The organism is Burkholderia humptydooensis (assembly GCF_001513745.1).
GTDB lineage: Bacteria > Pseudomonadota > Gammaproteobacteria > Burkholderiales > Burkholderiaceae > Burkholderia > Burkholderia humptydooensis.
In genome coordinates this window covers 421,882-447,764 of record NZ_CP013382.1, presented here as the reverse complement: position 1 = coordinate 447,764, position 25,883 = coordinate 421,882, and the positions used below count along the sequence as shown (strand labels likewise).

The 25,883-nt window shown below is 70.9% G+C and carries 24 protein-coding genes and 1 pseudogene; 11 read left to right on the top strand and 14 right to left on the bottom strand.

What is annotated here, in order from left to right; all coding sequences use genetic code 11:
* Nucleotides 1-9: 9 nt before the first annotated feature.
* The 3 genes from AQ610_RS21290 to AQ610_RS38420 form a co-directional block, all read right to left on the bottom strand.
* Complete coding sequence (locus tag AQ610_RS21290) at nucleotides 10-1,659, bottom strand: L-lactate permease (RefSeq protein ID WP_006028977.1); 1,650 nt, start codon at nucleotides 1,657-1,659, stop codon at nucleotides 10-12.
* A gap of 69 nt (nucleotides 1,660-1,728) precedes the next feature.
* Nucleotides 1,729-1,884 carry a hypothetical protein gene (locus tag AQ610_RS21285; protein ID WP_006028978.1) on the bottom strand — a complete coding sequence of 52 codons (156 nt, stop codon included), beginning with the start codon at nucleotides 1,882-1,884 and terminating at the stop codon, nucleotides 1,729-1,731.
* A 230-nt stretch (nucleotides 1,885-2,114) separates the two neighbouring features.
* Entirely contained in the window at nucleotides 2,115-2,231 is a 117-nt protein-coding gene (locus tag AQ610_RS38420; protein WP_009914307.1) for a hypothetical protein, read from the bottom strand.
* On the opposite strand from AQ610_RS38420, the gene AQ610_RS21280 reads away from it, so the two are divergent.
* Entirely contained in the window at nucleotides 2,230-2,436 is a 207-nt protein-coding gene (locus AQ610_RS21280) for a hypothetical protein (protein WP_009914306.1), read from the top strand. The genes AQ610_RS38420 and AQ610_RS21280 overlap by 2 nt on opposite strands.
* Nucleotides 2,437-2,478: 42 nt before the next feature.
* Here AQ610_RS21280 and AQ610_RS21275 read toward each other — a convergent pair whose 3' ends face one another.
* Genes AQ610_RS21275 through AQ610_RS21255 form a run of 5 tightly spaced genes read right to left on the bottom strand, consistent with a single transcriptional unit; the run spans nucleotide 2,479 to nucleotide 6,974 of the window.
* Complete coding sequence (locus AQ610_RS21275; protein ID WP_006028980.1) at nucleotides 2,479-3,357, bottom strand: AraC family transcriptional regulator; 879 nt, start codon at nucleotides 3,355-3,357, stop codon at nucleotides 2,479-2,481.
* A 35-nt stretch (nucleotides 3,358-3,392) separates the two neighbouring features.
* Entirely contained in the window at nucleotides 3,393-4,685 is a 1,293-nt protein-coding gene (locus AQ610_RS21270) for an FAD-dependent oxidoreductase (protein WP_043283195.1), read from the bottom strand.
* The gene (locus tag AQ610_RS21265; protein ID WP_006028982.1) at nucleotides 4,682-4,915 is read right to left on the bottom strand and encodes a 2Fe-2S iron-sulfur cluster-binding protein; all 234 of its coding nucleotides are present in this window, start codon (nucleotides 4,913-4,915) and stop codon (nucleotides 4,682-4,684) included. The genes AQ610_RS21270 and AQ610_RS21265 overlap by 4 nt, the downstream gene beginning before the upstream one ends.
* On the bottom strand, nucleotides 4,912-6,045 hold the full coding sequence (locus AQ610_RS21260) for an NAD(P)/FAD-dependent oxidoreductase (protein ID WP_006028983.1): 1,134 nt from the start codon (nucleotides 6,043-6,045) through the stop codon (nucleotides 4,912-4,914). Before AQ610_RS21260 ends, AQ610_RS21265 begins: the two co-directional genes overlap by 4 nt.
* The gene (locus AQ610_RS21255; RefSeq protein WP_006028984.1) at nucleotides 6,042-6,974 is read right to left on the bottom strand and encodes a 4-hydroxyproline epimerase; all 933 of its coding nucleotides are present in this window, start codon (nucleotides 6,972-6,974) and stop codon (nucleotides 6,042-6,044) included. The genes AQ610_RS21260 and AQ610_RS21255 overlap by 4 nt, the downstream gene beginning before the upstream one ends.
* A 57-nt stretch (nucleotides 6,975-7,031) precedes the next feature.
* Between AQ610_RS21255 and AQ610_RS34410 the strand changes: the two are divergent.
* The 7 genes and pseudogenes from AQ610_RS34410 to AQ610_RS21225 all read left to right on the top strand — a co-directional run bounded on the left by AQ610_RS34410 (nucleotide 7,032) and on the right by AQ610_RS21225 (nucleotide 15,885).
* A pseudogene (locus AQ610_RS34410) lies at nucleotides 7,032-7,216 on the top strand (hypothetical protein).
* Between the two features lie 10 nt (nucleotides 7,217-7,226).
* Nucleotides 7,227-8,147: a dihydrodipicolinate synthase family protein gene (locus AQ610_RS21250; protein ID WP_006028985.1), complete on the top strand. Its 921-nt coding sequence runs from the start codon at nucleotides 7,227-7,229 to the stop codon at nucleotides 8,145-8,147.
* A 268-nt stretch (nucleotides 8,148-8,415) separates the two neighbouring features.
* Nucleotides 8,416-10,041 carry an APC family permease gene (locus AQ610_RS21245; RefSeq protein WP_009914294.1) on the top strand — a complete coding sequence of 542 codons (1,626 nt, stop codon included), beginning with the start codon at nucleotides 8,416-8,418 and terminating at the stop codon, nucleotides 10,039-10,041.
* A 75-nt stretch (nucleotides 10,042-10,116) separates the two neighbouring features.
* Nucleotides 10,117-11,709 (top strand): aldehyde dehydrogenase (NADP(+)), encoded by a 1,593-nt coding sequence (locus AQ610_RS21240; protein ID WP_009914293.1) that lies wholly within the window; start codon nucleotides 10,117-10,119, stop codon nucleotides 11,707-11,709.
* The gene (locus AQ610_RS21235; protein ID WP_006028988.1) at nucleotides 11,702-12,736 is read left to right on the top strand and encodes an Ldh family oxidoreductase; all 1,035 of its coding nucleotides are present in this window, start codon (nucleotides 11,702-11,704) and stop codon (nucleotides 12,734-12,736) included. The genes AQ610_RS21240 and AQ610_RS21235 overlap by 8 nt, the downstream gene beginning before the upstream one ends.
* A 330-nt stretch (nucleotides 12,737-13,066) precedes the next feature.
* Nucleotides 13,067-14,359 (top strand): MFS transporter, encoded by a 1,293-nt coding sequence (locus tag AQ610_RS21230; RefSeq protein WP_006028989.1) that lies wholly within the window; start codon nucleotides 13,067-13,069, stop codon nucleotides 14,357-14,359.
* Between the two features lie 104 nt (nucleotides 14,360-14,463).
* A complete protein-coding gene (locus AQ610_RS21225; protein ID WP_006028990.1) occupies nucleotides 14,464-15,885 on the top strand; it encodes an MFS transporter in 1,422 nt (473 codons plus the stop codon).
* Nucleotides 15,886-15,964: 79 nt separating this feature from the next.
* Here AQ610_RS21225 and AQ610_RS21220 read toward each other — a convergent pair whose 3' ends face one another.
* From AQ610_RS21220 to AQ610_RS21200, 5 genes are all read right to left on the bottom strand, one after another.
* Nucleotides 15,965-16,402, bottom strand: coding sequence for a DoxX family protein (locus AQ610_RS21220; RefSeq protein WP_006028991.1), 438 nt, complete (start codon nucleotides 16,400-16,402; stop codon nucleotides 15,965-15,967).
* 264 nt (nucleotides 16,403-16,666) lie between these two features.
* Nucleotides 16,667-18,385 (bottom strand): lactate permease LctP family transporter, encoded by a 1,719-nt coding sequence (locus AQ610_RS21215; protein WP_006028993.1) that lies wholly within the window; start codon nucleotides 18,383-18,385, stop codon nucleotides 16,667-16,669.
* Nucleotides 18,386-18,698: 313 nt separating this feature from the next.
* Complete coding sequence (locus AQ610_RS21210) at nucleotides 18,699-19,439, bottom strand: LutC/YkgG family protein (RefSeq protein WP_043283217.1); 741 nt, start codon at nucleotides 19,437-19,439, stop codon at nucleotides 18,699-18,701.
* Complete coding sequence (locus AQ610_RS21205) at nucleotides 19,436-20,872, bottom strand: LutB/LldF family L-lactate oxidation iron-sulfur protein (RefSeq protein ID WP_006028995.1); 1,437 nt, start codon at nucleotides 20,870-20,872, stop codon at nucleotides 19,436-19,438. Before AQ610_RS21205 ends, AQ610_RS21210 begins: the two co-directional genes overlap by 4 nt.
* An 11-nt stretch (nucleotides 20,873-20,883) precedes the next feature.
* On the bottom strand, nucleotides 20,884-21,690 hold the full coding sequence (locus AQ610_RS21200) for a (Fe-S)-binding protein (RefSeq protein ID WP_006028996.1): 807 nt from the start codon (nucleotides 21,688-21,690) through the stop codon (nucleotides 20,884-20,886).
* Between the two features lie 393 nt (nucleotides 21,691-22,083).
* Between AQ610_RS21200 and AQ610_RS21195 the strand changes: the two genes are divergently transcribed.
* The 3 genes from AQ610_RS21195 (at nucleotide 22,084) to AQ610_RS21185 (ending at nucleotide 24,445) form a co-directional block, all read left to right on the top strand.
* Nucleotides 22,084-22,803 carry a FadR/GntR family transcriptional regulator gene (locus AQ610_RS21195; protein ID WP_009914283.1) on the top strand — a complete coding sequence of 240 codons (720 nt, stop codon included), beginning with the start codon at nucleotides 22,084-22,086 and terminating at the stop codon, nucleotides 22,801-22,803.
* 64 nt (nucleotides 22,804-22,867) lie between these two features.
* Complete coding sequence (locus tag AQ610_RS21190; protein WP_006028998.1) at nucleotides 22,868-23,437, top strand: hypothetical protein; 570 nt, start codon at nucleotides 22,868-22,870, stop codon at nucleotides 23,435-23,437.
* Between the two features lie 180 nt (nucleotides 23,438-23,617).
* Nucleotides 23,618-24,445 (top strand): hypothetical protein, encoded by an 828-nt coding sequence (locus AQ610_RS21185; protein WP_043283198.1) that lies wholly within the window; start codon nucleotides 23,618-23,620, stop codon nucleotides 24,443-24,445.
* A 79-nt stretch (nucleotides 24,446-24,524) separates the two neighbouring features.
* Here AQ610_RS21185 and AQ610_RS21180 read toward each other — a convergent pair whose 3' ends face one another.
* Nucleotides 24,525-25,700, bottom strand: a complete 1,176-nt coding sequence (locus AQ610_RS21180; RefSeq protein ID WP_006029000.1) for an acyl-CoA dehydrogenase family protein — start codon at nucleotides 25,698-25,700, stop codon at nucleotides 24,525-24,527.
* Nucleotides 25,701-25,883: the final 183 nt, after the last annotated feature.

The following is a 25,883-nucleotide window of genomic DNA, read 5'->3' as shown; positions in this document are numbered from 1 at the left end:
GCCGGCACGTCAATGCGGCAGCGCCGGAATCATCCAGCTCAGCACGTGCTGCTGCAGGAACACGAGCACGCCGAGCAGCAGCGTCAGGAACACGCTGTGCCAGAACGTCCGCGCGAACACGACGCCTTCCTGCCCTTTCAGGTCCGTCGTCGACACGCCCGTGGCGATGTTCTGCGGCGAGATCATCTTGCCCATCACGCCGCCCGACGAGTTCGTCGCGGCCATCAGCACCGGATCGAAGCCGAGCTGCCGCGCGGCGACGACCTGCAGGTTGCCGAAGAGCGCATTGCCCGACGTGTCGCTGCCGGACAGGAACACCGCGATCCAGCCGAGCGTCGCCGACACGAGCGGGAACAGCGCGCCCGTCGACGCGACGCCCATCCCGAGCGTGTAGCTCATCCCCGAGTAGTTGAGCAGGTACGCGAGCCCGACGATCATCATCACCGTGACGATCGCGATGCGCGTCTGCCGCCATGTCTGCGCGACGCAGCCCGAGAAGCTCGCGAAATCGGTGCGCGTCCAGACGGCCGTGACGACCGCCGACAGCAGGATCGCGGTGCCGGTGCCGAGCGGCTGGAAATCCCAGATCGCCGAGTACGACTTGTGATAGAGCGTCACGTAGACCGCGTCGTGCAGGCCGGGCCACTTGATCTTCACGTCGCCGATCGCGGCGACGCCCGCGTGCACCCAGAAGATCACGATCACCGACACGACGAGCCACGGCAGCCAGCCGCCGTAGCCGACGCGCCCGTGCGCGGCGGCGGCGCCGGCGGCCGACGCGCCGCGCGGGATCGCGAACTGCGGATCGGGCTGCGGCTTCCAGATCTTCAGGAAGCCGATCGTGACGATCAGCGACGTGAGCGATGACAGCACGTCGGTCAGTTGATAGCTGATGAAGTTCGACGTGACGAACTGCGCGAGCGCGAAGCTGCCGCCCGACACGAAGAGCGCCGGCCACAGCCGGCCGATCGAGCGCGGGCCGCCGTAGATGCCGACGACGTAGAACGGCAGCAGCAGCGCGAAGAACGGCAACTGGCGGCCGACCATCGCGCCGAGCGTGTCCGGATGCAGCGACGTCACCGCGCCGAGCACGGTGATCGGCACGCCGAGCGCGCCGAACGCGACGGGCGCGGTGTTGAAGATCAGCGTGAACGTGAGCGCCTCGAGCGCCGGGAAGCCGAGCGCGATCAGAAGCGCGCTCGTGATCGCGACCGGCGTGCCGAATCCGGAGATGCCTTCGAGCAGGCAGCCGAACGAGAATGCGACGACGAGCAGCACGAGGCGGCGATCGTCGGGCAGATGATCGAGCATCCATTGGCGAAACTGATCGAAGCGGCCCGATTTCACCGCGACGTTGTAGAGAAGCAGCGCGTTGAACACGATCCACATGACGGGGATCAGCGCGAGCGCCATGCCGGCGCCGACCGCATTCAGCGCGAGACCGGCGGGCATCCCCCAGACGGCGACCGCGACGACGCCGCCCGTCAGCAGGCCCCCGAGCGACGCCTGCCACGCGGGGCGCCGCAGCAGCCCGAGCATCGCGAGCGCGACGGCGATCGGCAGCACGGCGACGGCGAACGACAGTGCGAGCGAATGGCCGACGGGGGTGAGCGGCTGGGCGAACGCCGTTCCCGCCGGCAGTGCGAATGAAGGGTTCATGTTGTCTCCTTTTCCCCTCGGAACGATTGTCGTGTCGATCTTGTGTCCGGCTTGCATCGCGCGCCGGCGTCAGAGCGCGGCGTCGCCCGCGTTCAGGCGCTGCTTGAACGCGAGCCGGTATCGGTGCAGCAGCGGCTCGGTATAGCCGCTCGGCTGCGCCGCGCCTTCCAGCACGAGCGCGCGCGCCGCGCCAAAAGCATGCGAATTCGCCGGATCGGGCGCCATCGGACTCGTCGGTCAGGGTTTCATAGAGCTTAGTCGTCCGGCAGCCGAGCCGAAACGCGCGTTTTCATGGCTCTCGCGGGCGGTCCGCACGTGTGGCGTCGCGACATTGCCGTGCAATGTCGCGCGCATCGGCCCAATGTCGTCGGACCCCGATGTCGCCCTTGCCCGACGAGGCCGTTACATGCCGTAAACCTTTCGTCGAGCCCGCCGCCCGCCGCTTTAAGAATCGTTTAAGACTCGCTCGGCACCATCCGTTGCCAGTACCGTTTCAGGAGGTTTGCGATGAGCGCCGTCGACACGTCTGCCGCGGTTCGCCCGGCCGCCCCCCCGACCAAGCCGAAAACCATGCTGCGTCGCCTGCTCAGCCATCACGAGATCGCGACGCTGCTGATCCTGCTGCACGCGCCGATCGGCGCGAACGCGAAGCCGGAGTTGCCCGCGTTGCAGGAAGCCGGTCTCGTCGAGATGATCCGCTCCGACATGGACGCGGCGCCGTCCTTTCGTCTGACGGAAGACGGCAACGCCGTGCTCAAGGGCCTCGGCTATCGGTAACGTCAGGAATCGATCGTCCGCGGCAGCGCGGCCGCTTCCGCGTCAAGCCCCCCGCCCCTCCTGCAGCATCATCCGGTACTCGGTCGGCGTCACGCCGACGGTCGCCTTGAACTGCCGCGTGAACGCGCTGTGATCGGTATAGCCGCACAGCGCGGCGACGTCCGTCACCTTGTCGTGCGTGACGAGCAGCGCGGTCGCCGCGTCGAGCCGCGCCTTCAGCAGCATCTGCCGCGGCGTCAGGTGAAACACCTTGTGAAAGTAGCGTTCGAGCTGCGCCACCGACATCCCCGCCATCCCGGCGAGATGCTTCAGGTTCAGCGGCTGCACGTAGTGCGCGTGGATGTAGCGGACGACGTCCGCGATGCGGCTGTACGCCGGGTGCGAACTCTCGTGCGCGCGCAGGTCGCGCGACAACCCGGCGATCCCGACGATCCTCCCCTGCGCGTTGCGCAGCGGTTCCTTGCACGTCAGGCACCAGCCTGGCTGGCGCCCCGAATACAGGTGCAGCTCCAACTGATCGGTCAGTTGCCGGCCGCCCGCGATGATCGCCAGATCCTGCTCGACGTAGCTGCGGCCGAAGCGGCGCGGAAAGACTTCATCCGCGGCCTTGCCGTACAGGTCGCGCTTGTCCTTGTAGCCGCAGCGCTGCGCGAGCGCGCGGTTCACGAGCGCGTAGCGCGCGTGCGCGTCCTTCACGAAGAACGCGACGTCGGGCAGCGCGTCGAACACCGGCTCCAACTGCGCGAAGTGCGCGAGCATCGCGGCGAAGCCGTCGTCGTCGCCGCCGTTCTGCGCGGCGAGTTGCGCCGCAGTGCAAGCCGGCGCGGACGGCGAAGCCGATGCGCCATCCACGGGCGCCGCCGTGGAGACGGCCGATGCGGCGGACAACTTCTCGGGCGGCACGGCAAGCAAAGTCATCATACGGATCTCGCGCGTCGTAACACGGTTGGCGTCGATTATAGGAGCGCGTCGTCGGGTGCGGCGAGCAGCGTGTCGATTCGCGCGGGCGAGAACGGCGGGCGCGGCGGCGCGTCGTCCCAGCCGAAATACGCGTGCGCGGCCGCGCCGCAGACGCGCCCCTGGCACGCGCCCATCCCGCAGCGCGTGAGCAGCTTCGCGTCGCGCGCCGACGCGTGCGCGCGCACCGCGCCGATCGTCACGTCCTCGCAGCGGCACAGCAGCGTATCGTCGGGCGGCAGCGCGCGGGCCGCGTCGCGCAGCGCGAACGTACCGGCCGCGCGCGCCGCGAAGCGCCGCCACGCCGCACGGCGCCGCAGCAGCGCGGCCACGCGCGCGCGGCCGTGCTGCGCGGCATCCGCGCCGAGCGCCGCGAGCCCGGCGAGCTCGCCTTCGATGCGCGCGAGTTCGACGCCGCCGACGCCCGTGCATTCGCCCGCCGCATGCACGTGCTCGACCGAGGTGCGCTGCGCGTCGTCGATCGCGATCGCGCGGTCGCGCACCGTGCAGCCGAGCGCCAGCGCGAGCGTCAGGTTCGGCACGAGGCCGAAGCCGCACGCGAGACGTTCGCAATCGAGCGTCTCGCGCGCGCCGTCCCGCTCGATCGTGACCGCGCGCACGCGCGCGTCGCCGTGCGCTTCGCGCACGACCGCGCCCGTCAGGTAGCGCGTGCCGACGAAGCCGCGCGTGAGCCGCGCCACCTGCGCGAGCTTCGACGGCGTTGCCGCGAGCGACAGCGCGAAGCGCGCGAGCGCCGCGAGCGGCGCCTGCTCGACGACCGCGACGACGCGCGCGCCCGCCGCGCGCGCGGTGGCGAGCGACGCGATCAGGAGCGGCCCGCTGCCCGCGATCACGACGCGCTCGCCGCGCACCGGCGCGCCGCCCTTCACGAGCGCCTGCAGCCCGCCCGCCCCTGTCACGCCGGGCAGCGTCCAGCCGGGAAACGGCAGCAGCAGCTCGCGCGCGCCGCAGCACAGAATCAGCTTCCGGTAGCCGAGCGCGAGCGCGCGCTGTTCGTCCTCGACGAGCAGCATGCCGGGCCGCGGCGCGGCGACGACACGCGTCGCCGCCAGATGGCGCACGTTCGGCTGCCGCAGCACGTCGAAGCTCGCGCGCGCGGCCGCGCCCGGCGCGGCGTTCGGCCCCTGCCGCCAGATTTGCCCGCCCGCGCGCGGGTTGTCGTCGACGATCGCGACCGTGCGGCCGCTCTCCGCCGCCGCGCGCGCGGCGGCGAGCCCTGCCGGCCCCGCGCCGACGATCGCGACGTCGACCGTCAAAACCTCGTTTGTCATCGCGTGCGCTCCACCTGCATGCCTTCGCGGCAGAGCGTCTGGCACGCGAGCCTGCGCCGCCCGTCGACCGTCACCCGGCACTCGTGGCAAATGCCCATCCCGCAAAACGGCGCGCGCGCGGCGCCGGTGCACGACGCGCGCGTCGTGTCGTCGCCGGTGAGCGCGAGCGCGGCCGCGACAGTCATCCCGTCGGCCACGTCGAGCGGGCGGCGATCCAGATAAATGATCATTGAAGCTCTCCGGCCACGGCCGATTTCGATGTCGACAGGAAACGCCCCGGCAGATACGGCCCGGCGTCGATCGCCGCGCGCTCGCCGAACATCAGCGCGGCGAGCACGCGTGCGCTGCCGGGCGCGGTCGTCACGCCGAGCCCCTCGTGCCCGACCGCGAGCCACAGGCCGCGCCGCGACGGATGCTCGCCCAGCAGCGGCAGGCCGTCGGGGCTCGCCGCGCGAAAGCCCGTCCACGCGCGAATGCCGTTCAGGCCGGCGAGCGCGGGCAGATAGCCGAGCGCGCGCCGCAGCATCCGCGCGAGCACGGGCGCCTCGACGCGCGGGTCCTCGGTGTCGAACTGCCGCGACGAGCCGATCAGCAGTTGCCCGGTTGGCCGCGGCTGCACGTTGAACGCGACCGACGTGCCGTCGCTCGCATGCGCGCTCGCCGCGTAGCCGAGCTCGACGAGCTGGTGCGACACCCGCGCCGGATAGCGGTCGGTGATCAGCAGATGGCCCTTCTTCGGCCGCAGCGGCAGCCCGGGCACGAGCGCGCGCGCGGCGACGCCGTTCGCGACGACGACGGCGTCCGCGCGCAGCACGCCGCCGCTTTCGAGCGCGACGCTCGCGCCGTCGACCGCCACCGCCCTCGCGCGCCGCAGCGCGACGCCCGGCAGCCGCTCCAGCAGCCAGCGCGCGGCGACGGGCGCGTACAGGATGCCGTCGCCCGGTATCTTCAGCGCGCCGCCGAGATCCGCGCGCAGCATCGGCTCGAGCGCGGCGAGCGCCGCGCGGTCGATCAGCGCGCCCGCGACGCCGCGCTCGGCGAGCGCCGCCTGCTTCGCGCGCGCGAGGTCCATCTCGTGCGCGTCGGCCGCGAGCCACAGCGTGCCGCAGTTGCGATACGCGCAGCCTTCCGGCATCGCGTCGCGCAGCGCGCCCCACAGCCCGATCGAGTAATGCGTGAGCGCGAGCTCGGCCGCGTTGTCGTCCATCGCGACCAGGTGGCCCATGCCCGCGCCCGTCGCGCCGCCGCTGCCGTCGTCGACGACGACGACGCGCAGCCCGCGCTGCGCGAACTCGTGCGCGCACGCGGCGCCGACGATGCCCGCGCCGATCACGATGACGTCGGTCTTCGCATCGATCACGACGCGATGCCCCAGCCGAACGGATCGTCGTCCTCGATCAGGAGCGTCGCCTCGGCGCTCAGATGCGCGCTGCCGCGGATCGTCGGCACGATGCCGCCTTCGGCCGGTGCGTAGCTCGCCGTGAACGCGCTGCCGATCACGCTCGCCTGCCGCCACACGGCGCCCGCCGCGAGCTTGCCGTCGGCCGCGAGGCACGCGAGCTTCGCGCTCGTGCCGGTGCCGCACGGCGAGCGGTCGTATGCGTGGCCCGGGCACAGCACGAAGCTGCGGCTGTCGTGCTCGGGATCGTCGGCGAAGAGCTCGATGTGGTCGATCCGAGCGCCGTCGCGGCCCGTCACGCCCGCGCGCTCGAGCCCCGCGCGCACGGCCGACGCGTACGCGGTCAGCGCCGCCACGTTCTCGCCCGCGACGCGCTGGCCGTGGTCGCTCACGAGGAAGAACCAGTTGCCGCCCCACGCGACGTCGCCCGTCACCGCGCCGTGCCCCGGCACGTCGACGACGACGTCCTTCGCGTGCCGGTACGCGAGCACGTTGCGCACGCTCACCGACAGATCGTCGTGCAGCGTCGCCTCGACATCGCCCACCGGCGTCTCGATCCGGTGCACGCCGGGCGCGATGCGGCCCATGTGGTGCAGCGTGCGCACGAGCCCGATCGTGCCGTGCCCGCACATGCCGAGATAGCCCGCGTTGTTGAAGAAGATCACGCCCGCCGCCGCGCCGGCCGAAACCGGCTCGCACAACAGCGCGCCGACGAGCACGTCGCTGCCGCGCGGCTCGAGGATGCATGCCGTGCGATAGCGATCGTGGTCGCGCGCGAGCGCGGCGAGGCGCTCGGCCATCGGCCCGCCGCCGAGCGGCGGGAAGCCGGACACGACGACGCGCGTGGGTTCGCCGCCCGTGTGCGAATCGATGATGTGGATGTGCTTCATGTCGCATCAGTCCAAGGTGGAAATGCGCATAGCTTCCCTTGTCGCGCAGCGCGCCGCTTGTGGGTTTTCGATGATGCGCGCGACGAAATCGGCACAGCCCGGCGCGCGCGGCGGCGGATCGCGCCCCGATTGTGCCGATTTCATCTTTTCACGGTTGGAAAAGGCTCAAGCCTCGCGGCTTTCCGACGGCGATACTGAATCACGCACCGACGCCCCCCGTCGGCCACCTCATTCGAACGTAGGAGATACTCAGTGAGCCGTAACGCCATTCAATGGAGCGGGGTCTTCCCCGCCGTCAGCACCCAGTTCAAGCCGGACTTCTCCCTCGATGTCGACGCGACGCACCGCGTCGTGAAGAACCTGGTGAACGACGGCGTGTCGGGCCTCGTCGTCTGCGGCACGGTCGGCGAGAACACGTCGCTGTCCACGTCGGAAAAGCTCCAGGTGATCGAGGCCGCGCGCGACGCGGCGGGCGGCAAGGTGCCGGTGATCGCCGGCATCGCCGAGTTCACGACCGGGTTCGCGCGCAACACGGTGCGCGAGGCGCAGCGCGCGGGCGTGGACGGCGTGATGGTGATGCCCGCGCTCGTCTACTCGGCGAAGCCGCACGAGACGGCCGCGCACTTTCGCGCGGTCGCGACGGGCACCGATCTGCCGGTGATGGTCTACAACAATCCGCCGATCTACAAGAACGACGTGACGCCCGACGTGCTGATCGCGCTGCAGGACTGCGAGAACATCGTCTGCTTCAAGGATTCGTCGGGCGACACGCGCCGCTTCATCGACCTGCGCAACGCGGTCGGCGATCGCTTCGTGCTGTTCGCGGGCCTCGACGACGTCGTCGTCGAGAGCATCGCGGTCGGCGCGCAGGGCTGGGTGTCGGGGATGTCGAACGCGTTCCCGAAGGAAGGCGAGACGCTGTTCCGCCTCGCGAAGCAGAAGCGCTTCGACGAAGCGCTCGCGCTGTATCGCTGGTTCATGCCGCTCTTGCACCTCGACGCGCGCCCGGACCTCGTCCAGTGCATCAAGCTGTGCGAAGAGCTCGTCGGCCGCGGCAGCGCGCTCACGCGCCCGCCGCGCCTCGCGCTGCAAGGCGACACGCTGGCGCAGGTGAAGGCGATCGTCGCGAAGGCGCTCGAAACGCGCCCGGCGCTGCCGGACGTCGGCCTCTGAGCGACGCGGCCGCGGCGGCGCGCGTCGCCCCGGGTATGCGGCCGCAGTCGCGAACCACGCGCGCGCCGCCTGCTCCCCGTCCGATGCGCGGCGGCCGCGCCGCGCGCGAAACCGTGACGACGCCACGCCCGCACGGTCCTGCGCGATCCCGCATGCCGCAGCCAAGCCCTCGAAGCCGACCTGACCGGCACGGGCTTCAACCGCGCGAGCCGCCGCGCCTCGCCCTGCAGCCGATCGAACAAATCCACCAATCACGGAGACAAAACCCATGCCCGCCCAAGGCAATGCCCAGCGATCCGTGCCGCTCGCGCGGCCCGCGCCCACCGACGCCGGACCCGGCAAGTTCAAGAAACAACTGTCGCTCACCGACCTGACCTTCATCGGCCTCGGCGCGATCTTCGGCTCGGGGTGGCTGTTCGCCGCGAGCCACGTGTCGACGATCGCGGGCCCGGCCGGCATCTTCTCGTGGCTGCTCGGCGGCTTCGCGGTGCTGCTGCTCGGCATCGTCTACTGCGAGCTCGGCGCGGCGCTGCCGCGCGCGGGCGGCGTCGTCCGCTATCCGGTGTTCTCGCACGGCCCGCTGCTCGGCTATCTGATGGGCGCGATCACGCTGATCGCGTTCTCGAGCCTGATCGCGATCGAGGTCGTCGCCGCGCGCCAGTATGCGGCCGCGTGGTTTCCGGGCCTGAGCGCCGCGGGCTCGGGCAATCCGACGACGCTCGGCTGGCTCGTGCAGGCGGCCCTCCTCTGTTTCTTCTTCTACCTGAACTATTCGAGCGTGAAGACGTTCGCGAAGGCGAACAACGTGATCAGCGTGTTCAAGTTCGTCGTGCCGCTGTCGGTGATCGTCGTGCTGTTCGCGTTCTTCAAGCCCGCGAACCTGACGATGCACGGCTTCGCGCCGTTCGGCATGCCCGGCGTCGAGATGGCCGTGTCGGCGGGCGGCATCATCTTCGCGTATCTCGGCCTCACGCCGATCGTGTCGGTCGCGAGCGAGGTGCGCGATCCGCAGCGCACGATCCCGATCGCGCTGATCCTGTCGATCGTGCTGTCCACGCTGATCTACGTGCTGCTGCAGCTCGCGTTCCTCGGCAGCATTCCGGGCGCGATGCTCGCGGGCGGCTGGCACGACATCAGCAAGGCCTTCTCGCTGCCGTACCGCGACATCGCGCTCGCGCTCGGCGTCGGCTGGCTCGCGTACATGGTCGTCGCCGACGCGATGATCTCGCCCTCCGGCTGCGGCAACATCTACATGAACGCGACGCCGCGCGTCGTCTACGGCTGGGCGAAGACGGGCACGTTCTTCAAGGTGTTCACGCGCGTCGACGAGGCGTCCGGCATCCCGCGCGCGGGGCTGTGGCTCACGTTCGCGCTCGCGATCTTCTGGACGCTGCCGTTTCCGTCGTGGGAGGCGCTCATCAATACCGTATCGGCCGCGCTCGTGCTGAGCTACGCGGTCGCGCCCGTGTCGGTGGCCGCGCTGCGCCGTACCGCGCCCAGCCTGCCGCGGCCGTTTCGCGCGAGCGCGTTCGCGATCACCGGCCCCGCTTCGTTCGTGATCGCCGCGCTGATCGTCTACTGGTCCGGCTGGAGCACCGTGTCGTGGCTGCTCGGGCTGCAGATCGCGATGTTCGCCGTCTATCTCGCGTGCCGCCGCTGGGTGCCCACCGCGCATCTGAGCCTCGCCGAGCAGGTGCGCTCGTCCGCGTGGCTGATCGCGTTCTACGCGCTGATGATCGTCGCGTCGTATTTCGGCGGCTTCGGCGGCACCGGGCAGCTCGCGCATCCGTACGACACGCTCGTCGTCGCGGCCATCGCGCTCGTCATCTACTACTGGGGCGCGCATACCGGCGTGCCGCCCGCGAAGCTGCAGCTCGACGACGACGAGAACTGACGCGCGGGCCGGGCGCCTCCCTTTTTTCATCGGCCGGGCCGGCAACGCCCGGCCCGCACTTTTTCGAGGAGAATCATGCGACTCACAGGCCAGCTTTTGATCGGTCAATCCGCGGTGCCAGGGCAGAACGGCTCGTTTCGCGCGATCGAGGCCGCGACCGGCGCGCCGCTCGAACCCCCGTTCGGCGGCGCGAGCCCGCGCGATCTGGAAACCGCGTGCGCGCTCGCCGACGATGCGTTCGACGCGTATCGGGAAACGGCGCCCGGCGCGCGCGCCGCGTTTCTCGATGCGATCGGCCGGCACATCGTCGCGCTCGGCGACGCGCTGATCGAGCGCTGCGCGGCCGAATCGGGGCTGCCGCGCGCGCGGATCGAAGGCGAGCGCGCGCGCACCGTCGCGCAGCTCGGGCTGTTCGCGGCCATCGTGCGCGACGGCGGGTTCATCGACGCGCGCATCGACCCCGCGCGCGCGGACCGCAAGCCGCTTCCGCGCGTCGACCTGCGGCTGCGCAACGTCGCGATCGGACCCGTCGCCGTGTTCGGCGCGTCGAATTTTCCGCTCGCGTTCTCGGTCGCGGGCGGCGACACCGCGTCCGCGCTCGCGGCCGGGTGCCCGGTGATCGTCAAGGCGCATTCCGCGCATCCCGGCACGTCCGAGCTCGTCGGCCGTGCGATCCAGGCGGCCGTGCGCGAGTGCGGGCTGCCGGCCGGCGTGTTCTCGCTGTTGTTCGACGCGTCGCGCGAGATCGGCCAGGCGCTCGTCGCCGATCCGCGGATCAAGGCGGTCGGCTTCACGGGCTCGCGGCGCGGCGGCGTCGCGCTGATGCACATCGCGGCTGCGCGGCCCGAGCCGATTCCCGTCTACGCGGAGATGAGTTCGATCAACCCGGTGCTGCTCATGCCCGGCGCGCTCGCCGCGCGGCATGACGCGATCGCGCAGCAGTTCGTCGCGTCGCTCACGCTCGGCGCGGGCCAGTTCTGCACGAATCCGGGGCTGATTCTCGCCATCGACGGCCCGGCGCTGCGCGCGTTCGAGAAGGCCGCGGCGGCCGCGATCGGCGCCGCCGCCGCGCAGACGATGCTCACGCCGCCCATCCACGCGAGCTACTGCGAAGGCGTCGCGCGGCTCGCGTCGCACGGCGCGGTCGAGCGGCTCGGCGAAGGCCCCTCGGGCGGGCGCCACCAGGCGCGCGCCGCGCTGTTCGCGACGACGGCCGATGCGTTCGTGTCGCGCGACGAACTGCGCGACGAAGTGTTCGGCCCGGCGTCGCTCGTCGTGCGCTGCGCGGATGCCGACGCGCTGCACCGCGTGCTGAAGTCGCTCGAAGGCCAACTGACGATCGCCGCGCATCTCGGCGACAGCGACGCGCCGCTGTTCGCCGCGCTGCGCCCGACGCTCGAGCGCCGCGCCGGCCGCATCCTCGTGAACGGCTTCGGCACGGGCGTTGAGGTCGGCCACGCGATGGTGCACGGCGGGCCGTTCCCGGCGACCTCGGACACGCGCACGACGTCGGTCGGCGCGCGCGCGATCGAGCGCTTCCTGCGGCCCGTGTCGTATCAGGACGTGCCCGATGCGCTGCTGCCCGACGCGCTTCGCGACGGCAACCCGCTGCGCGTGCCGCAACGCATCGACGGCGCGCTCGCGCCGCGGGAGGCCCGCGATGACTGATCCGCAAGCGCTCGCGCGCCCGGACGTCGTCCTGTCGCTCGACGACGTGCGCTCGCTCGCGCTGCGCGTGCTCGCGCGCCACGGGCTGTCCGACGCGCACGCGCACGCGATCGCGAACGTGATCACGCAGGGCCAGCGCGACGAATGCCATTCGCACGGCGTCTACCGGCTGCTCGTCTGCGCGCGCTCGCTGCGCCTCGGCAAGGTCGATCCGCACGCGGCGCCGACGCTGCGCCGGCTGTCGTCGTCGATCGTCGCGGTCGATGCGCATCGCGGCTTCTCGCTGCTCGCGTTCGAGACCGGGCTGCCGGTGCTCATCGAGATGGCTCGGCAGCACGGCATCGCCGCGATGGCGATCAACCGCTGCTATCACTTCTCCGCGCTGTGGCCGGAGGTCGAGGCGATCGCCGCGCACGGCCTCGCCGGCCTCGCGATGAATCCGAGCCATAGCTGGGTCGCGCCGGAAGGCGGCACGCAGCCGGTGTTCGGCACGAACCCGCTCGCGTTCGCGTGGCCGCGCCCGGGCGGCACGCCGTTCGTGTTCGATTTCGCGACGAGCGCGATCGCGCGCGGCGACATCGAGCTGCACGCGAAAGAGGGCAGGCCGATTCCGCCGCACTGGGCGATCGACGCGAACGGCGCGCCGACCACCGATCCGAAGGCCGCGCTGCAAGGCGCGATGCGCACGTTCGGCGCTCACAAGGGCTCGGCGCTCGCGGCGATGATCGAGCTCCTCGCCGGCGCGCTGATCGGCGACCTGACGAGCGCCGAATCGCTCGCGTTCGACGAAGGCGCCGGCGCGACGCCGTGCCACGGCGAGCTCGTGATCGCGCTCGATCCGAAGGTGTTTCTCGGCGACGCGCTCGACGCCGGCCTCGCGCGCGGCGAGCGGATGCTCGGCGCGATCGTCGCGCAGGGCGCGCGGCTGCCGTCGCAGCGGCGCTTCGACGCCCGCGCGCGCAGCGTTGCGAACGGCGTGCGAATCCCGGCCCGGCTCTACGACGAGATCGTCGCGCTGCTCGACTGACGCGCCGGCCGCGTCGCCCGTAGCGGCTCGCGCCGCCCGCAGCCGCCCGCGTCGCCGCGCAAGCGGGCGGCGCCCCCCGCACATGGTTTTCCGCCCGCCGGCAATTGCCGATTTCCACGATGCCGGCGCGGCCGTCGGCGATTCGTCAGTCCTGTAGAATCGCCGGCATCGCGTCACGTTCGTCTTCCGCGCGGCTCCCATCCGGCCGCCGCACGGGCCGTGTCCCGTGCGCCATCCCGCGCGTTGCACCGTCTGTTCGACGACGAGGCCCGCCGCCCGGCTCCGTTTTCCGCGCGGTACACAACCATTCGAACCAAGATCGCCCTGACCATGCCTGCTTCCGAACTGAGCGCCGCCTCGAACGCCGCGCCTCGCGCCCTGACGGGCCGCGACTACAAGACCCTGGGCCTCGCCGCGTTGGGCGGCGCGCTGGAGTTCTACGACTTCATCATCTTCGTGTTCTTCGCGCCCGCGCTCGGCCAGTTGTTCTTTCCGCACGACATCCCCGACTGGCTGCGCCAGTTGCAGACGTTCGGCATCTTCGCGGCCGGCTATCTCGCGCGGCCGCTCGGCGGCATCGTGATGGCGCACTTCGGCGACCTCGTCGGCCGCAAGCGGATGTTCACGCTGAGCGTGCTGCTGATGTCGGTGCCGACGCTCCTGATGGGCCTGCTGCCCACCTACGACAGCGTCGGCATCCTCGCGCCCGTCATGCTGCTGCTGTTCCGCGTGCTGCAAGGCGCGGCGGTGGGCGGCGAAGTGCCGGGCGCGTGGGTGTTCGTGTCCGAGCACGTGCCGCCGCAGCGCATCGGCTATGCGTGCGGCACGCTGACGGCGGGCCTCACGATCGGCATCCTGCTCGGCTCGCTCGTCGCGACGGCCGTCAACAGCCGTTTCTCGACGGCCGAGGTCGCCGCGTTCGGATGGCGCATCCCGTTCCTGCTCGGCGGCGGGTTCGGCCTCGTCTCCGTCTACCTGCGCCGCTGGCTGCACGAGACGCCCGTGTTCGCCGAGATGAAGGCGCGCAAGGCGCTCGCGGCCGAGATCCCGCTGAAAGCGGTGATCCGCGACCACGGCCGCACGGTGATCGTGTCGATGCTGATCACGTGGATGCTGTCGGCGGCGATCGTCGTCGTGATCCTGATGACGCCGACGCTGCTGCAAAAGCAGTTCCATATCGCACCCGCGACCGCGCTGTTCGCGAACAGCGTCGCGACGCTCTGCCTGACGGCCGGCTGCATCACCGCCGGCTCGCTCGCGGACCGCTTCGGCGGGAAAGCGGTGCTGTCGATCGGCGGCGTCACGCTCGCCGCGTGCTATTACGCGATGTACACGCAGATCGCCGTCGACACGGCGCGCCTCGTGCCGCTCTACGGGCTCGCGGGCTTCGCCGTCGGCACGATCGGCGCGGTGCCGTCCGTGCTGGTGAAGAGCTTTCCGGCCGTCGTGCGCTTCTCGGGCATCTCGTTCTCGTACAACATCGCGTACGCGGTATTCGGCGGGCTCACGCCGGTGATCGTGTCGCTGCTGATGAAATCGAATTCGCTCGCGCCGGCGCACTATGTCGCCGCGATCTGCGTGCTCGGCGCGGTCGCGATGCTGTTTTCGAAGGACGCCGAATAGCGTCGGCCGCGCGGGCGGCGCAACGCCGCCCGCACCCGCACCCGCATTCGACATTTCAGAAGACTCCGCAACGTCGCTGTCCCGCACCGCACTACGATGCGCGCATGGACACGCACATTCCCCACCCCGCCCTTTCCCGCGCCGCGCTCGTGCGGATCGTATCGACCGTGAGCGCGGGCTTCGTGATCACGCAACTCGACGCGACGATCGTCAACGTCGCGCTCGCGCGGGTCGGCATCGATCTGAATGCGAGCGTCGCGGGCCTGCAATGGATCGTCGACGCATACACGCTTGCGGTCGCCGGCCTGATGCTGTCGGCCGGCGCGCTCGGCGACCGCTTCGGCGCGCGACGCCTGTTCGCGGCCGGGCTCGCGCTGTTCGCGCTCGCGTCGTTCGTCTGCGGCGTCGCCGCGAACGCGACGACGCTCGTCGCGGCGCGCGCGCTGCAAGGATTCGCGGCGGCCGCGATGCTGCCGAATTCGCTCGCGCTGCTCAACCACGCGTGCGCGCACGATCCGCGGCTACGGGCGCGCGCGGTCGGCTGGTGGACCGCGTCGGGCGCGATCTCGATCGCGGCGGGCCCGGTGCTCGGCGGCGCGCTGATCGCGCAGTTCGGCTGGCGCAGCATCTTCTTCGTCAATCTGCCGCTGTGCGCGGCGGGCCTCGTCGCGACGTTCCTGTGGATCGGCAAGGACGAACGGCGCGCAGCGGCCGCATCCGGTCATGGCGGCGCGCGCGGCATCGATCTGCCTGGCCAGTGCCTCGCCGTCGCCGCGCTGACGCTCTTCACCGGCGCGGTCATCGACTGGCGTCCGGCGCTCGTCGCCATCGCGCTCGCGGCCGCCGCCGCGTTCGTGTTCGTCGAATCGCGCAGCGCGCATCCGATGATGCCGCTCGCGCTGTTCAGGCGGCGCACGTTCAGCGTCGCCGTGCTGTTCGGCGTCTGCATGAATCTGTCGTACTACGGAATCATCTTCGTGCTGAGCCTGTATTTGCAGCGTGTGCGCCACGACACGCCGCTCGAGGCGGGGCTCGCGTTCCTGCCGCTCACGGGCGGCTTCCTGCTGTCGAACGTCGCGAGCGGCTGGGCGACCGCGCATTACGGCCCGCGCGGGCCGATGATCGTCGGCGCGCTGATCGGCGCGACCGGGTTCGCGCTGCTGAGCGCCGTGCGCGCGGACACGCCGGTCGCGGCGCTCGTCGTGCCGTTCCTGCTGATTCCGGGCGGCATGGGACTCGCGGTGCCCGCGATGACGACGGCGGTGCTCGCATCGGTCGAGCGCGCGCGCGCCGCCACCGCGTCCGCCGTGCTCAACGCCGCGCGGCAGGCGGGCGGCGCGATCGGCGTCGCCGCGTTCGGCGCGCTCGCGAGCGGCGCGCTGCCGGCGGAAATCGTGTCGGGATTGCATGCGTCGGCGCACGTGTCGGCCGCGCTCTTCGTGATCGCCGCGGCGATGGCGGCCGCCGTGCGCGGCACGCCGCATCCGGCGGCGTCGGGCAAGCCGGCGAACGCGAACGCGCGCTGAGCGACGCGCGCTCGCCGAATGCGGCCGACGCATGGCGGCGCATCGAGCGAAGCCGCCATGCGCGAGCCCCGCTGATCGCTCAGCGCAGCGACCCGTAAGACGACGACGGCCGCCGCGCGCCGTCGATGCTGGCGCCGCCCGCGCCCGTCACGTACAACAGCAGGAAGCCGCCCGCGATCGCGACGTTCTTCCAGAAATGCACGGCCATGTCGCGCTGCAAGGCCGAATTGGTCGCGTCCCAGAAATTGTGTCCGAACAGCGCGGCCGCGAGCGTGTAGATCGCCAGCACGAGCGCGAGCGGCCTCACCTTGTAGCCGACGACGAGCAGCACGCCGCCGAGCGTTTCGAGCGCGACGACCGCGGGCGCCGCGACCTGCGCGAACGGCACGCCGAGCCCCTTCAGATAGCCGACGAACTCGCCGTAGCCCATCAGCTTCATCGCGCCGTCCCAGAGGAACAGCACGGCGAGCAGGAGCCGTGCGAGAAAAATGACGCCGGAATCGACGGAACGCGTCATGCGTGACCTCCTGTGATCAATCGACGAACGCCGCGCCGGGCGCGGCGTATCTCGTAAATCCGCCAGAATAGGAGGTCTCGTCCGTCGTTCCAAGCAAAAGGTTGTAGCAAATCTTTACACGGCAGTCCGTACGAAACGGCGCAAGCGAACAGACGCGGCGCATGCACGCGCCCCGCTCGCCGCCCGCATGCGCCGGCGTGAACGAAACAGCGCTCACTGTCACGATCGACGGCGAACGCGCGGATGCGTTCGCCGCCCGCGCATTCAGTGCGCGATCATCCCCGTCAGCCAGTACGCCTGCACGCAGGTCATCACGCCGACGATTAGCGCGAAGAACAGGCTGTGCCGCAGCGTGAAGCGGAACAGGTCCGCCTCGTGGCCGACGAGGCCGACGGCCGCGCACGCGACCGCGATCGACTGCGGCGAGATCATCTTGCCCGCGACGCCGCCCGTCGTGTTCGCCGCGACGAGCAGCGTGCCCGGCACGCCGATCTGCTGCGCGGTGGTCGCCTGCAGCGAGCAGAACAGCGCGTTCGACGACGTGTCCGAGCCCGTCAGGAACACGCCGATCCAGCCGAGCAGCGGCGAGAAGAACGGAAACGCCGCGCCCGTGCCCGCGAGCAGCAGCGCAAGCGTCGTCGACATTCCCGAATAGTTCTCGACGAACGCGAACGCGAGCACGAGGCCGATCGACAGCACCGGGCGCTTCAGCTCCTTCAGCACCTCGAAGAACGTGCGCACGCCGGTGCGCGCCGGAACGTTCAGGATTGCCATCGATACGATCGCCGACAGCAGGATCGCGGTGCCCGTCGCCGCGAGCAGATCCCAGTTGAATACCGCAGGCACGGGCGTCGGATGCGCGACGACGGGCGCCATCTTCTGCGTGAGCTTGTCGAGATGCGGAACGTGGAATGACAGCGTCGTGAACGCGAGCGCGCCGCCCTTCGCGAACAGCGCCTTGAACGGCTTCATGCTCCAGATCGTCACCATCACGGTCAGCACGACGAACGGCGACCACGCGCGCGCGATCTGCGCGAACGAATACGGCGAAGGCTGCCGGCCGCCCGTCGCGCGCGCGCCGCCCAGGCCGCCCGGCATGCCGCCTAGCGCGAGCGCGCCGCCGCCCGCCGGCACGACCGCCGCCGCGCGCGCGGCCTCGCGCGCGCGCAACGGCCGCCACACCTTCAGGAACGACGCGAGCGCGACGAGGCTCGCGAGCGCCGACGTCACGTCGGGCAGCTCGGGCCCGATGTAGTTCGACGTGAAGAATTGCACAAACGCGAAGCTGCCGCCCGCGACGAGCGCGGCGGGCCACGTCTCGCGCACGCCCTTCACGCCGTCCATCACGAACACGAGCCAGAACGGCAGGAAGAACGACAGGAGCGGCAACTGGCGTCCCGCCATCGCGCCGACCGCCATCGGATCGAGGCCCGACACCTGGCCCGCGACGATCACCGGAATCCCGAGCGCGCCGAACGCGACGGGCGCGGTATCCGCGATCAGGCACAGGCCCGCCGCGTAGAGCGGATTGAAGCCGAGGCCGACGAGCAGCGCGGACGTGATCGCGACCGGCGCGCCGAAGCCCGCCGCGCCTTCGAGAAACGCGCCGAATGAGAAGCCGATCAACAGCATCTGCAACCGCTGATCGTCGGTCAGCGACACGATCGAGCTGCGGATGATGTCGAACTGGCCGCTCTTCACCACGATCTTGTAGAGGAACACCGCGGTAACGATGATCCACGCGATCGGCCACAGACCATACGCGAAGCCGTAGGCCGCCGACGCGAGCGCGCGCTCGGCGGGCATCCCGTAGACGGCGATCGCGACGACGAGCGAGAGCGCAAGCGTGAGCGCGCCCGCGACGTGTCCCTTGAGCCGCAGCACCGCGAGCGACACGAAGAACAGAATGATCGGCGCGCCGGCGGCGAGCGCCGACCAGCCGACGCCGCCGAGCGGCAGATAGACCTGGTTCCAAACCTGCACGTGTGTCTCCTTCCGTGAATGAACCTGAATGGGCGACGGCCTCGCGGGCCGTTCGTATCGGCGCGCCGGTCGGTGCCGGCGCTTTGGTTTCGGTGCGGCGCGCGTCGTTCGTCGTCGCGCACCGCATGCTGCTGACTGCGGTTCCGTGTCCGTGCCGGGAGGGGCGATGCCGGCGAATTGCCGGGCCCACGACGCACGGCTTCGCCCATTAATCGGCTCGCCGCGCTCGGCCTGCGCCGCGCGGCGATCGACACACCGCTGCGTCGAACCCGGCCGCGCGCCGCGCACATCCGGCGCGGACCGGCGCAGATCATTACGCGTCGTCGCAAATCAGCACGAGCACGCGCTTCGGGCCATGCACGCCGACCTGCACGGTCTGCTCGACGTCGGCGGTGCGCGACGGCCCCGTGATCACGTTGACCGCGCGCGGCAGCGTCGCGACCGTCGCGCGCACGCGCGCCCACGCATCCTCCATCGTCGCGACGATCGCGCTGCGATTCACGAGCACGACGTGCGTCGCGGCGACGAAGTTCAGCGACGTCGGCGTCGCGCTCGACGACAGGCACACGACGCTGCCCGTCTCCGCGATCGCCGCGAACGACGGCGTGACGCTGACGAGCCCATCGCGGCGCAGATCGACGCCGGGCAGCGCGCAATGCGCGCGCCACGGCAATGCGTCGAGCGCCGCGGCCACGACGAGCGGCGCATCGGCGAGCCCCGCGTCGCGCAGATACGCATCGACGGCGGCCGGCGCATCGGCGGCCGTCGCGATGTGCGCGCATGCCGCGGACACCTGCTGCGCCTTCGCCGCGAAGCGCGCGACGAGATCAACGCCGCCGGGCGAGATCGCCGGATCGCGCGCGGCGGCCGATGCGGAAAAAGACGCCGCGTTCGAATCGAGCGCCCCACGCGCGTCCGACGCGCGTGACGCATCGGACGCGCCCGCCCCCGCCGTTCGCGCCGGCGCCGGCGCGGGAAACTGCGCGGCGCGTTGCGCGCGCTCGTTGCCGAGCGCCGCGCGGATACGGCCGAGAATGTCGTCGCGCGCGCTCATCGGCCGCCCTCCCGACGCGGATTCGCGCGCGTCGCGTCCCACGTCTCGAAGAACGTGCGCGGCGGCGGTTTCGGCAATTCGCGCGAATCGGTCCAGCCGGATGCGAACGGCACGCGCGCGATGCTGCCGCGCTTGCCGCCGAGTGCGCGCAGCACGCGCGCGCCGGCGCGCGTGAGCCAGTGATAGAGCGCCGGCCGCCGCGCGACCGCGCCGAACGCGCGCAGCAGAAAACGCGTGCCGGGCGCGGTGAGCCGCGCGTCGAACTGCATCCCGCGCAGTTTCTTCAGCAGCGTCGGCAGCGGAATCTTCACCGGGCAGACCTCCGCGCAACGCCCGTTCAGCGTGCACGCGTTCGGCAGATCGGTGTCGTGCTCGATGCCTTGCAAGAGCGGTGTGAGGACGGCGCCCATCGGCCCCGGATAGACCCAGCCATACGCATGCCCGCCGACCGCGCCGTACACCGGGCAATGGTTCATGCACGCGCCGCAGCGGATGCAGCGCAGCATGTCGCGAAATTCGCCCGCGAGCATCCGCGTGCGGCCGTTGTCGACGAGCACGACGTGGTATTCCTGCGGCCCGTCGAGATCGTCGCCGCGCTTCGGGCCCGTGCTGAACGTCGTGTACGACGTGATCTCCTGCCCCGTCGCGCTGCGCCCGAGCAGGCGCACGAACAGCGCGACGTCGTCGAGCGTCGGCACGACGCGCTCGATGCCCGCCGTCACGATGTGCACGCGCGCGAGCGTCGACGTCAGATCGCCGTTGCCCTCGTTCGTGCAGATCACGTTCGAGCCCGTCTCGGCGACGAGAAAGTTCGCGCCGGTGATGCCGACGTCCGCGACGAAGAACTTCTCGCGCAACACCTGGCGCGCCTCGCCGACAACGTCCGCGACGCTCTCGCGCGGCCCGTCGTACTGCGCGGGCGAATGGTGCCCGGCGAACAGTTCGGTAACCTGACCGATCGTCTTGTGCAGCGCCGGGAACACGATGTGGCTCGGCCCTTCGTGCGCGAGCTGCACGATGTATTCGCCGAGATCGGTCTCGACGACTTCCATCCCCGCGCCCTCGAGCGCGGCGGGCAGGCCGATCTCCTCGCCGACCATCGACTTGCCGCGCGTGACCGTCTTCGCGTTCGCGTCGCGGCAGATCTTCAGCACGATCTCGCGCGCCTGCGCCGCGTCGCTCGCCCAGTGAACGACGCCGCCCGCGCGCGTGACGGCCGCCTCGTAGCGTTCGAGATACGTATCGAGATTCGCGAGCACGTGGTCCTTCACGGCCTTCGCGCGCTCGCGCAGCATCTCGAATTCGGGCAAAAGCGACACGACGCGCCGCCGCTTCTCGATCCAGCCCTCGCCGAGCATGCCGAGCGCCTCCTGAAGCTGCGCGTCGTGCAGCGCGGCGCTCGCGCGCGCCTTGAACGTCGCCGGCGCGGCCAAGGGTTGCGCGCTCATTCGCCCTCCCCGCAGATCGGCTCGACGTTCATGCCGGCCAGCACTTCGGCGACGTGATAGACGCGCACCGGGCTCCCCTCGCGCTTGAGCCGCCCGCCGATGTTCATCAGGCAGCCGAGATCGCCGCCCGCGAGCACGGTCGCGCCGCTCGCGGCGACATTCGCGGTCTTGTCGGACACGATCTTCGTCGAGATCTCCGGATACTTCACGCAGAACGTGCCGCCGAAGCCGCAGCAGACTTCGGCGTCCTTCATTTCCTTCAGCGCGACGCCCTCGACGCGCGCGAGCAGCGCGCGCGGCTGCGCCTGGATGCCGAGGCCGCGCAGGCCCGAGCAGGTGTCGTGATAGGCGAGCGTGCAATCCGGCACCGCGGCGCGCTCGGGGCCCGCCCAGCCGAGCACGTCGACGAGAAAGCTCGTCAGCTCGTGCGCGCGCGCGGCGAGCCGCTCGGCGCGCGGCTTCCATGCGGGATCGTTCGCGAACAGGTCCGGATAGTCGTGGCGCAGCGTGCGGATGCACGAGCCGGACGGCGCGACGACGTAGTCGTAGCGCTCGAATACTTCGATCGTGCGGCGCGCGATGCCGCGCGCGTCGCCGAAATCGCCGCTGTTCAGCGCCGGCTGGCCGCAGCAGGTCTGCGCGCGCGGCGCGTCGACCGTGCAGCCGGCTGATTCGAGCAATTGCACGGCCGCGAGCGCGGCGCTCGGCCGGAAGAGATTCGCGAGGCACGTGACGAACAGGCCGACGCGCGGCGTCTCGCGGGTGCCGCCGGAAGCGCCGGCGGTCTGCGGGGATGAGTCCATGTGTTTGGTCCGGCCGCTCGCCGCGGCCGCTGCTTGGCTTGAACGGATGACATCGACGAACGGGCGTCGAAGAGAACCCGCGCGCAAACGCGCGGAACCGCTTTCGATGCCCTATACTTTGGTCAAGTTGGTCTGACCATGCTGGCCAAGATAGTGAGATGACGGCCGGCTGTCAATGCCGGGGCGATCAGGGAAAACGCCGATCAGCAACCCGCCGATTGCGCCGAAACCCGCGCCGGCATGGGCCCGGAAGGTCGCCGGCGCCCCGCCGGGTATAATTCCGCGCGGCCTGTCACACGCCCGGCACGCCCCGGCGCGGGTCGGCCGACGCGCACGAACGGCCGGCCGCGCAAGCCGGCGTCCGCGCCACCCAACCGTCCAGAAGGCCCGTGCATGACGTTTCAGCCAGTCGAGTCCTATACCCGCGTGCGCCTGTCCGACGTGGTGTCCGACCAGATCAAGTCGCTCATCTCGGCGGGCAAGCTGCTGCCCGGCCAGAAGCTGCCGACCGAGCGCGAGCTCGCCGCGCAACTGAGCGTGTCGCGCCCGTCGCTGCGCGAGGCGCTCGTGCGGCTCGAGGCGGACGGCTTCATCGGCTCGGTCGGGCGGGGCGGCTTCGTCGTCGCGGACATCACGGCGCCCGTCGTGTCCAATCCGCTCGCCGATCTGCTGTTGCAGGACCCCGCGGCGAGCCACGACGTGCTCGAGCTGCGCCACGGCCTCGAAACGATCTCGACCGCGTATGCGGCCGAGCGCGCGACGCCTGGCGATCTCGCGAAGATCAAGGACGCGTTCGATACGCTCGCGGGCCATTCGCTGAAGCACGAGCCGGGCCGGCTCGCCGAAGTCGACGCGAACTTCCACCTCGCGATCGCCGATGCGACGCACAACGTCGCGCTAATCCACGTGATGCATGGCATCCACGGGCTGCTGCAGGAATCGATGCACAAGTCGCACCGGCTCGTGAACCACGCGGACGCGATGGAGCGCGCGCTCCTCGAGCAGCACACCGAGATCTACGAGGCGATCGCCGCGAAGGACCCCGAGCGCGCGCGCGCGGCGGCGGAGCGGCACCTGCGCTACGTGCGCGCGCTGTACGAGCAGGCGGCATGACACGCGGGCGCGCCGCGGCGGCCGCGGGCGATGCTAAATTGGGGCTTTTCGACAAGGAGCCCGCATGCCGACGCCGGAGCATCCCTGGAATTCGCTGGAGATCGTCAAGCTCGCCGCCGACGTGCTCACGCCGGTTTCCGTCGCCGCGTTCGGCTGGCTCGTCAGCCATCGGCTCAAGCAGCTCGAGCTCGTCCAGTGGACGAACCAGAAGCTGATCGAAAAGCGGCTCGCGCTCTACGACACGATCGCGCCGCTCCTCAACCGCCTGCTGTGCTTCTACACGTGGGTCGGCCCGTGGAAGGACATCTCGCCCGACGACGTGATCCGCGCGAAGCGCGAGCTCGACCAGACGATCCACGTCTACCGCCACCTGTTCGACGACGACGTGTACCGCGCATACCAGTCGTATCTCGACGCGCTGTTCGACACGCATTCCGGCGCGGGCCGGGACGCGCGGATCAAGTCGACGATCGCGGGCCCCGACGGCGACCGCATCGGCCACGGCACGTATCGATGGAATCCCGCGTGGTCCGGGCGCTTCACGAACGCGAACGTCGCGTCGCGCGACGAAGTGAGGGCGCGCTATCAACGGATCATGGACGGGCTGCGCCTATCGCTGGGCGTCGCGCGTTAGGCATGCGTTAGTCGTGCGTTAGTCGCTCGGCCGGCCGCCGGCCGTTCGCGCCGGCATCCGGTCGCGCCGCCGCACCGCCCGTCGGCACGAAAACCGCCAATCGCCACGAACCGCACATCGGCGTGTCACATATCGCGTGTCTGATTCGGGATACTGATTTCTGGTTGACTTCGTTCTTCGTTGATCTCACGGCCCGCATGCGGCGCCGGCGCGCGAGCGCCGCGCCGTCCGGGCCGGACCGGCACCGACATGAAAGCACGGCCGATGCTCGAATATGCGCTGCACCCGGTCGAGGATCGACTGGTCCACGTCGACGAACTCTGTCGCGCGGACCCCGTCCCGCGCGGGTGGGCGCGCTGTCCGCTCTGTCTGGAAGCGCTGTACGTCGTGCAGTTGCGCGACCGCTCGCACGCGCGCCGCTTCGTCCATCTCGCGGGCGAGTTCGCGCGCTGCCCGCTCGTCAACGACGCGCTGCCGAACCCGCTCGCCGTGCACCTCGGCCCGCCGCTCGACGAGCACGGCCGGCGAGCCCGCGCAACCTTCTTCCAGCACTGGCAGCGGCACCTGCACACGATCCGGCAGACGGCGGCCGCGTTCGGGATCGCGCGCTTCATGCGCGCGATCGAGCTCGCGGACGTGCTGAAGCTGTGGGCGTGGCCGACGCTCGCGCAACGCGACATCCCGTACATCCTGCTCGTGCTGACGGAATTCATCGCCGCGCCGCGCGGCGAGCGCAAGCAGGCCGCGTGGTCGCGCTTCTGGTTCGACGCGTCGGTGCAGCAGGTCGACGATCTGCGCAAGCCGCGCGGCGTGCTGCCGCGCCTGTTCCGGCTGCGCTACCGGCTGCCGAGGATGTCCAAGTTTCCGAACGCGCGGCACCTGATCGACTGCCAGCCGGTGCTGATGGACGACATCGGCCCGAGCGATGCGGCGATCGGCACGCCGCGCGCCGACATCGCCGCGTTCGAGGCGTTCGCCGCGCGCTTCGCGCGGCGGCCGATCGAATGACGGCGCGAAAGACGGCATCGAAAACGAAAACGAAGCGGACGGCCGCGCGCGCCGCGAACCGGCGACGCGCGCGGCCGCGTCACGTATAGAGCGACGCGTCGGGCAGCGTGCCCGTCAGCGCATAGCGGCCGACGTCGCGCAGCCGGTAGTCGAGCGGATCGTGCAGCGTGTGCGTGCGCGCGTTGCGCCAGAAGCGGTCGAGCGCGAGCGGCGCGGCCGTCGCGCGCGCGCCGCACGCGTCGAACAGCGCCTCGCTGACGTCGAGCGCCGCGCGCTGCGCGACGATCTTCGCCTCCGAGATCGCGAGCGCGACTTCCGCGCGCGCATCGGCCGTCAACGCGTCCTGCTCCGCCCATGCGCGCTGCAACGCCCGCGCCGCGAGATCCGCGAGCGCCTCGGCGCTCACCGTCTGCACGCGCATGTCGCCGAAGCGCTGCAGCGTGTACGGATCGTCCGCCGCGCGCTCCACGCCCGAGTGCACCCACGGCCGCCCCGCGCGCTGCACGTAGTCGCGCGCCTCGGCGAGCGCGCCCTCCGCGATGCCGACGAACAGATTCGTCAACACGAGCTGCGACACGAGCGTGCGCAGCGTCGCGCGCGGCGTCGGCGGCGCTTCCGACCGATGCAGCACCTCGTCGGGCTCGACGCGCACGCCGTCGAACGCCACGCTGCCGCTGTCGGTCTGCCGCTGGCCGATCGGGTCCCAGTCGTCGCGCACCGTGATCCCTTCGCGCTGCGTCGGCACGACGGCGAACACCGGCTTGCCCGTGTCCGGATCGTGCGCGGACACCGTCATCCGCTGCGAGCCGCGCGTGCCCGAGCAGAAACCCTTGACGCCGTCGAGCCGGTAGCCGCCGTCGCCCGTCGCGCGCGCGACGAGCCGCGCGTCGAGCGGATTCACCGCGTTGCCCCACCACCAGTCATGCTCGACCGTGCCGCGCAGATAGCGCTCGCGCTGCGCGGCGCTGCCCCACACGTCGACGCTGACGATCTGCAGGCACTGAAAGCCGAGCAGATGCGCGAGCGCGCTGTCGACGCGCGCGAGCGCGCGGATCGTGTGGTAGATCACGGGCCAGCCCGCTTCCTGGCCGCCGAATTCGCGCGGCACCGCGAGCGTCAGCAAGCCGGCGTCGGCGATCCACCGCTTCTCGCGCGACGCATGGCCGCCCGCGCGATCGCGTTCCGCCGCGCTCGCGCGCAGCGCCGCGATCAGCTCGGCGAGCGTGCGCGGCGTCCGGTCGGCTTCGACCGTCATTTCAACCAGGACTCGTGGATCGTTCATACGGAAGCTTCCCAGGTGGCGGGCATGTCGGTCGATGCGTCGGCGGCCCGCGATGTCACGCGTGCGCACGCGCCGCACCGCCGTTTGTGGTCGATCGCCCGATTAGCGGTGTGGTGTGCGTCGAATACTAGCGCCGGGCACCTGTAATCAATGTAC

Bases quoted from the DNA above. Each gene is read 5' to 3' on its own strand.
- AQ610_RS38420 (WP_009914307.1), bottom strand. From the start codon at position 2,231: ATGGTTTTCGGCTTGGTCGGGGGGGCGGCCGGGCGAACCGCGGCAGAC.
- AQ610_RS21225 (WP_006028990.1), top strand. From the start codon at position 14,464: ATGGACACGCACATTCCCCACCCCGCCCTTTCCCGCGCCGCGCTCGTG.
- AQ610_RS21290 (WP_006028977.1), bottom strand. From the start codon at position 1,659: ATGAACCCTTCATTCGCACTGCCGGCGGGAACGGCGTTCGCCCAGCCG.
- AQ610_RS21210 (WP_043283217.1), bottom strand. From the start codon at position 19,439: ATGAGCGCGCGCGACGACATTCTCGGCCGTATCCGCGCGGCGCTCGGC.
- AQ610_RS21285 (WP_006028978.1), bottom strand. From the start codon at position 1,884: ATGGCGCCCGATCCGGCGAATTCGCATGCTTTTGGCGCGGCGCGCGCG.
- AQ610_RS21265 (WP_006028982.1), bottom strand. From the start codon at position 4,915: ATGATCATTTATCTGGATCGCCGCCCGCTCGACGTGGCCGACGGGATG.
- AQ610_RS21230 (WP_006028989.1), top strand. From the start codon at position 13,067: ATGCCTGCTTCCGAACTGAGCGCCGCCTCGAACGCCGCGCCTCGCGCC.
- AQ610_RS21275 (WP_006028980.1), bottom strand. From the start codon at position 3,357: ATGATGACTTTGCTTGCCGTGCCGCCCGAGAAGTTGTCCGCCGCATCG.
- AQ610_RS21255 (WP_006028984.1), bottom strand. From the start codon at position 6,974: ATGAAGCACATCCACATCATCGATTCGCACACGGGCGGCGAACCCACG.
- AQ610_RS21245 (WP_009914294.1), top strand. From the start codon at position 8,416: ATGCCCGCCCAAGGCAATGCCCAGCGATCCGTGCCGCTCGCGCGGCCC.
- AQ610_RS21220 (WP_006028991.1), bottom strand. From the start codon at position 16,402: ATGACGCGTTCCGTCGATTCCGGCGTCATTTTTCTCGCACGGCTCCTG.
- AQ610_RS21280 (WP_009914306.1), top strand. From the start codon at position 2,230: ATGCTGCGTCGCCTGCTCAGCCATCACGAGATCGCGACGCTGCTGATC.
- AQ610_RS21190 (WP_006028998.1), top strand. From the start codon at position 22,868: ATGCCGACGCCGGAGCATCCCTGGAATTCGCTGGAGATCGTCAAGCTC.
- AQ610_RS21180 (WP_006029000.1), bottom strand. From the start codon at position 25,700: ATGACGGTCGAAGCCGACCGGACGCCGCGCACGCTCGCCGAGCTGATC.
- AQ610_RS21235 (WP_006028988.1), top strand. From the start codon at position 11,702: ATGACTGATCCGCAAGCGCTCGCGCGCCCGGACGTCGTCCTGTCGCTC.
- AQ610_RS21195 (WP_009914283.1), top strand. From the start codon at position 22,084: ATGACGTTTCAGCCAGTCGAGTCCTATACCCGCGTGCGCCTGTCCGAC.
- AQ610_RS21200 (WP_006028996.1), bottom strand. From the start codon at position 21,690: ATGGACTCATCCCCGCAGACCGCCGGCGCTTCCGGCGGCACCCGCGAG.
- AQ610_RS21240 (WP_009914293.1), top strand. From the start codon at position 10,117: ATGCGACTCACAGGCCAGCTTTTGATCGGTCAATCCGCGGTGCCAGGG.
- AQ610_RS21270 (WP_043283195.1), bottom strand. From the start codon at position 4,685: ATGACAAACGAGGTTTTGACGGTCGACGTCGCGATCGTCGGCGCGGGG.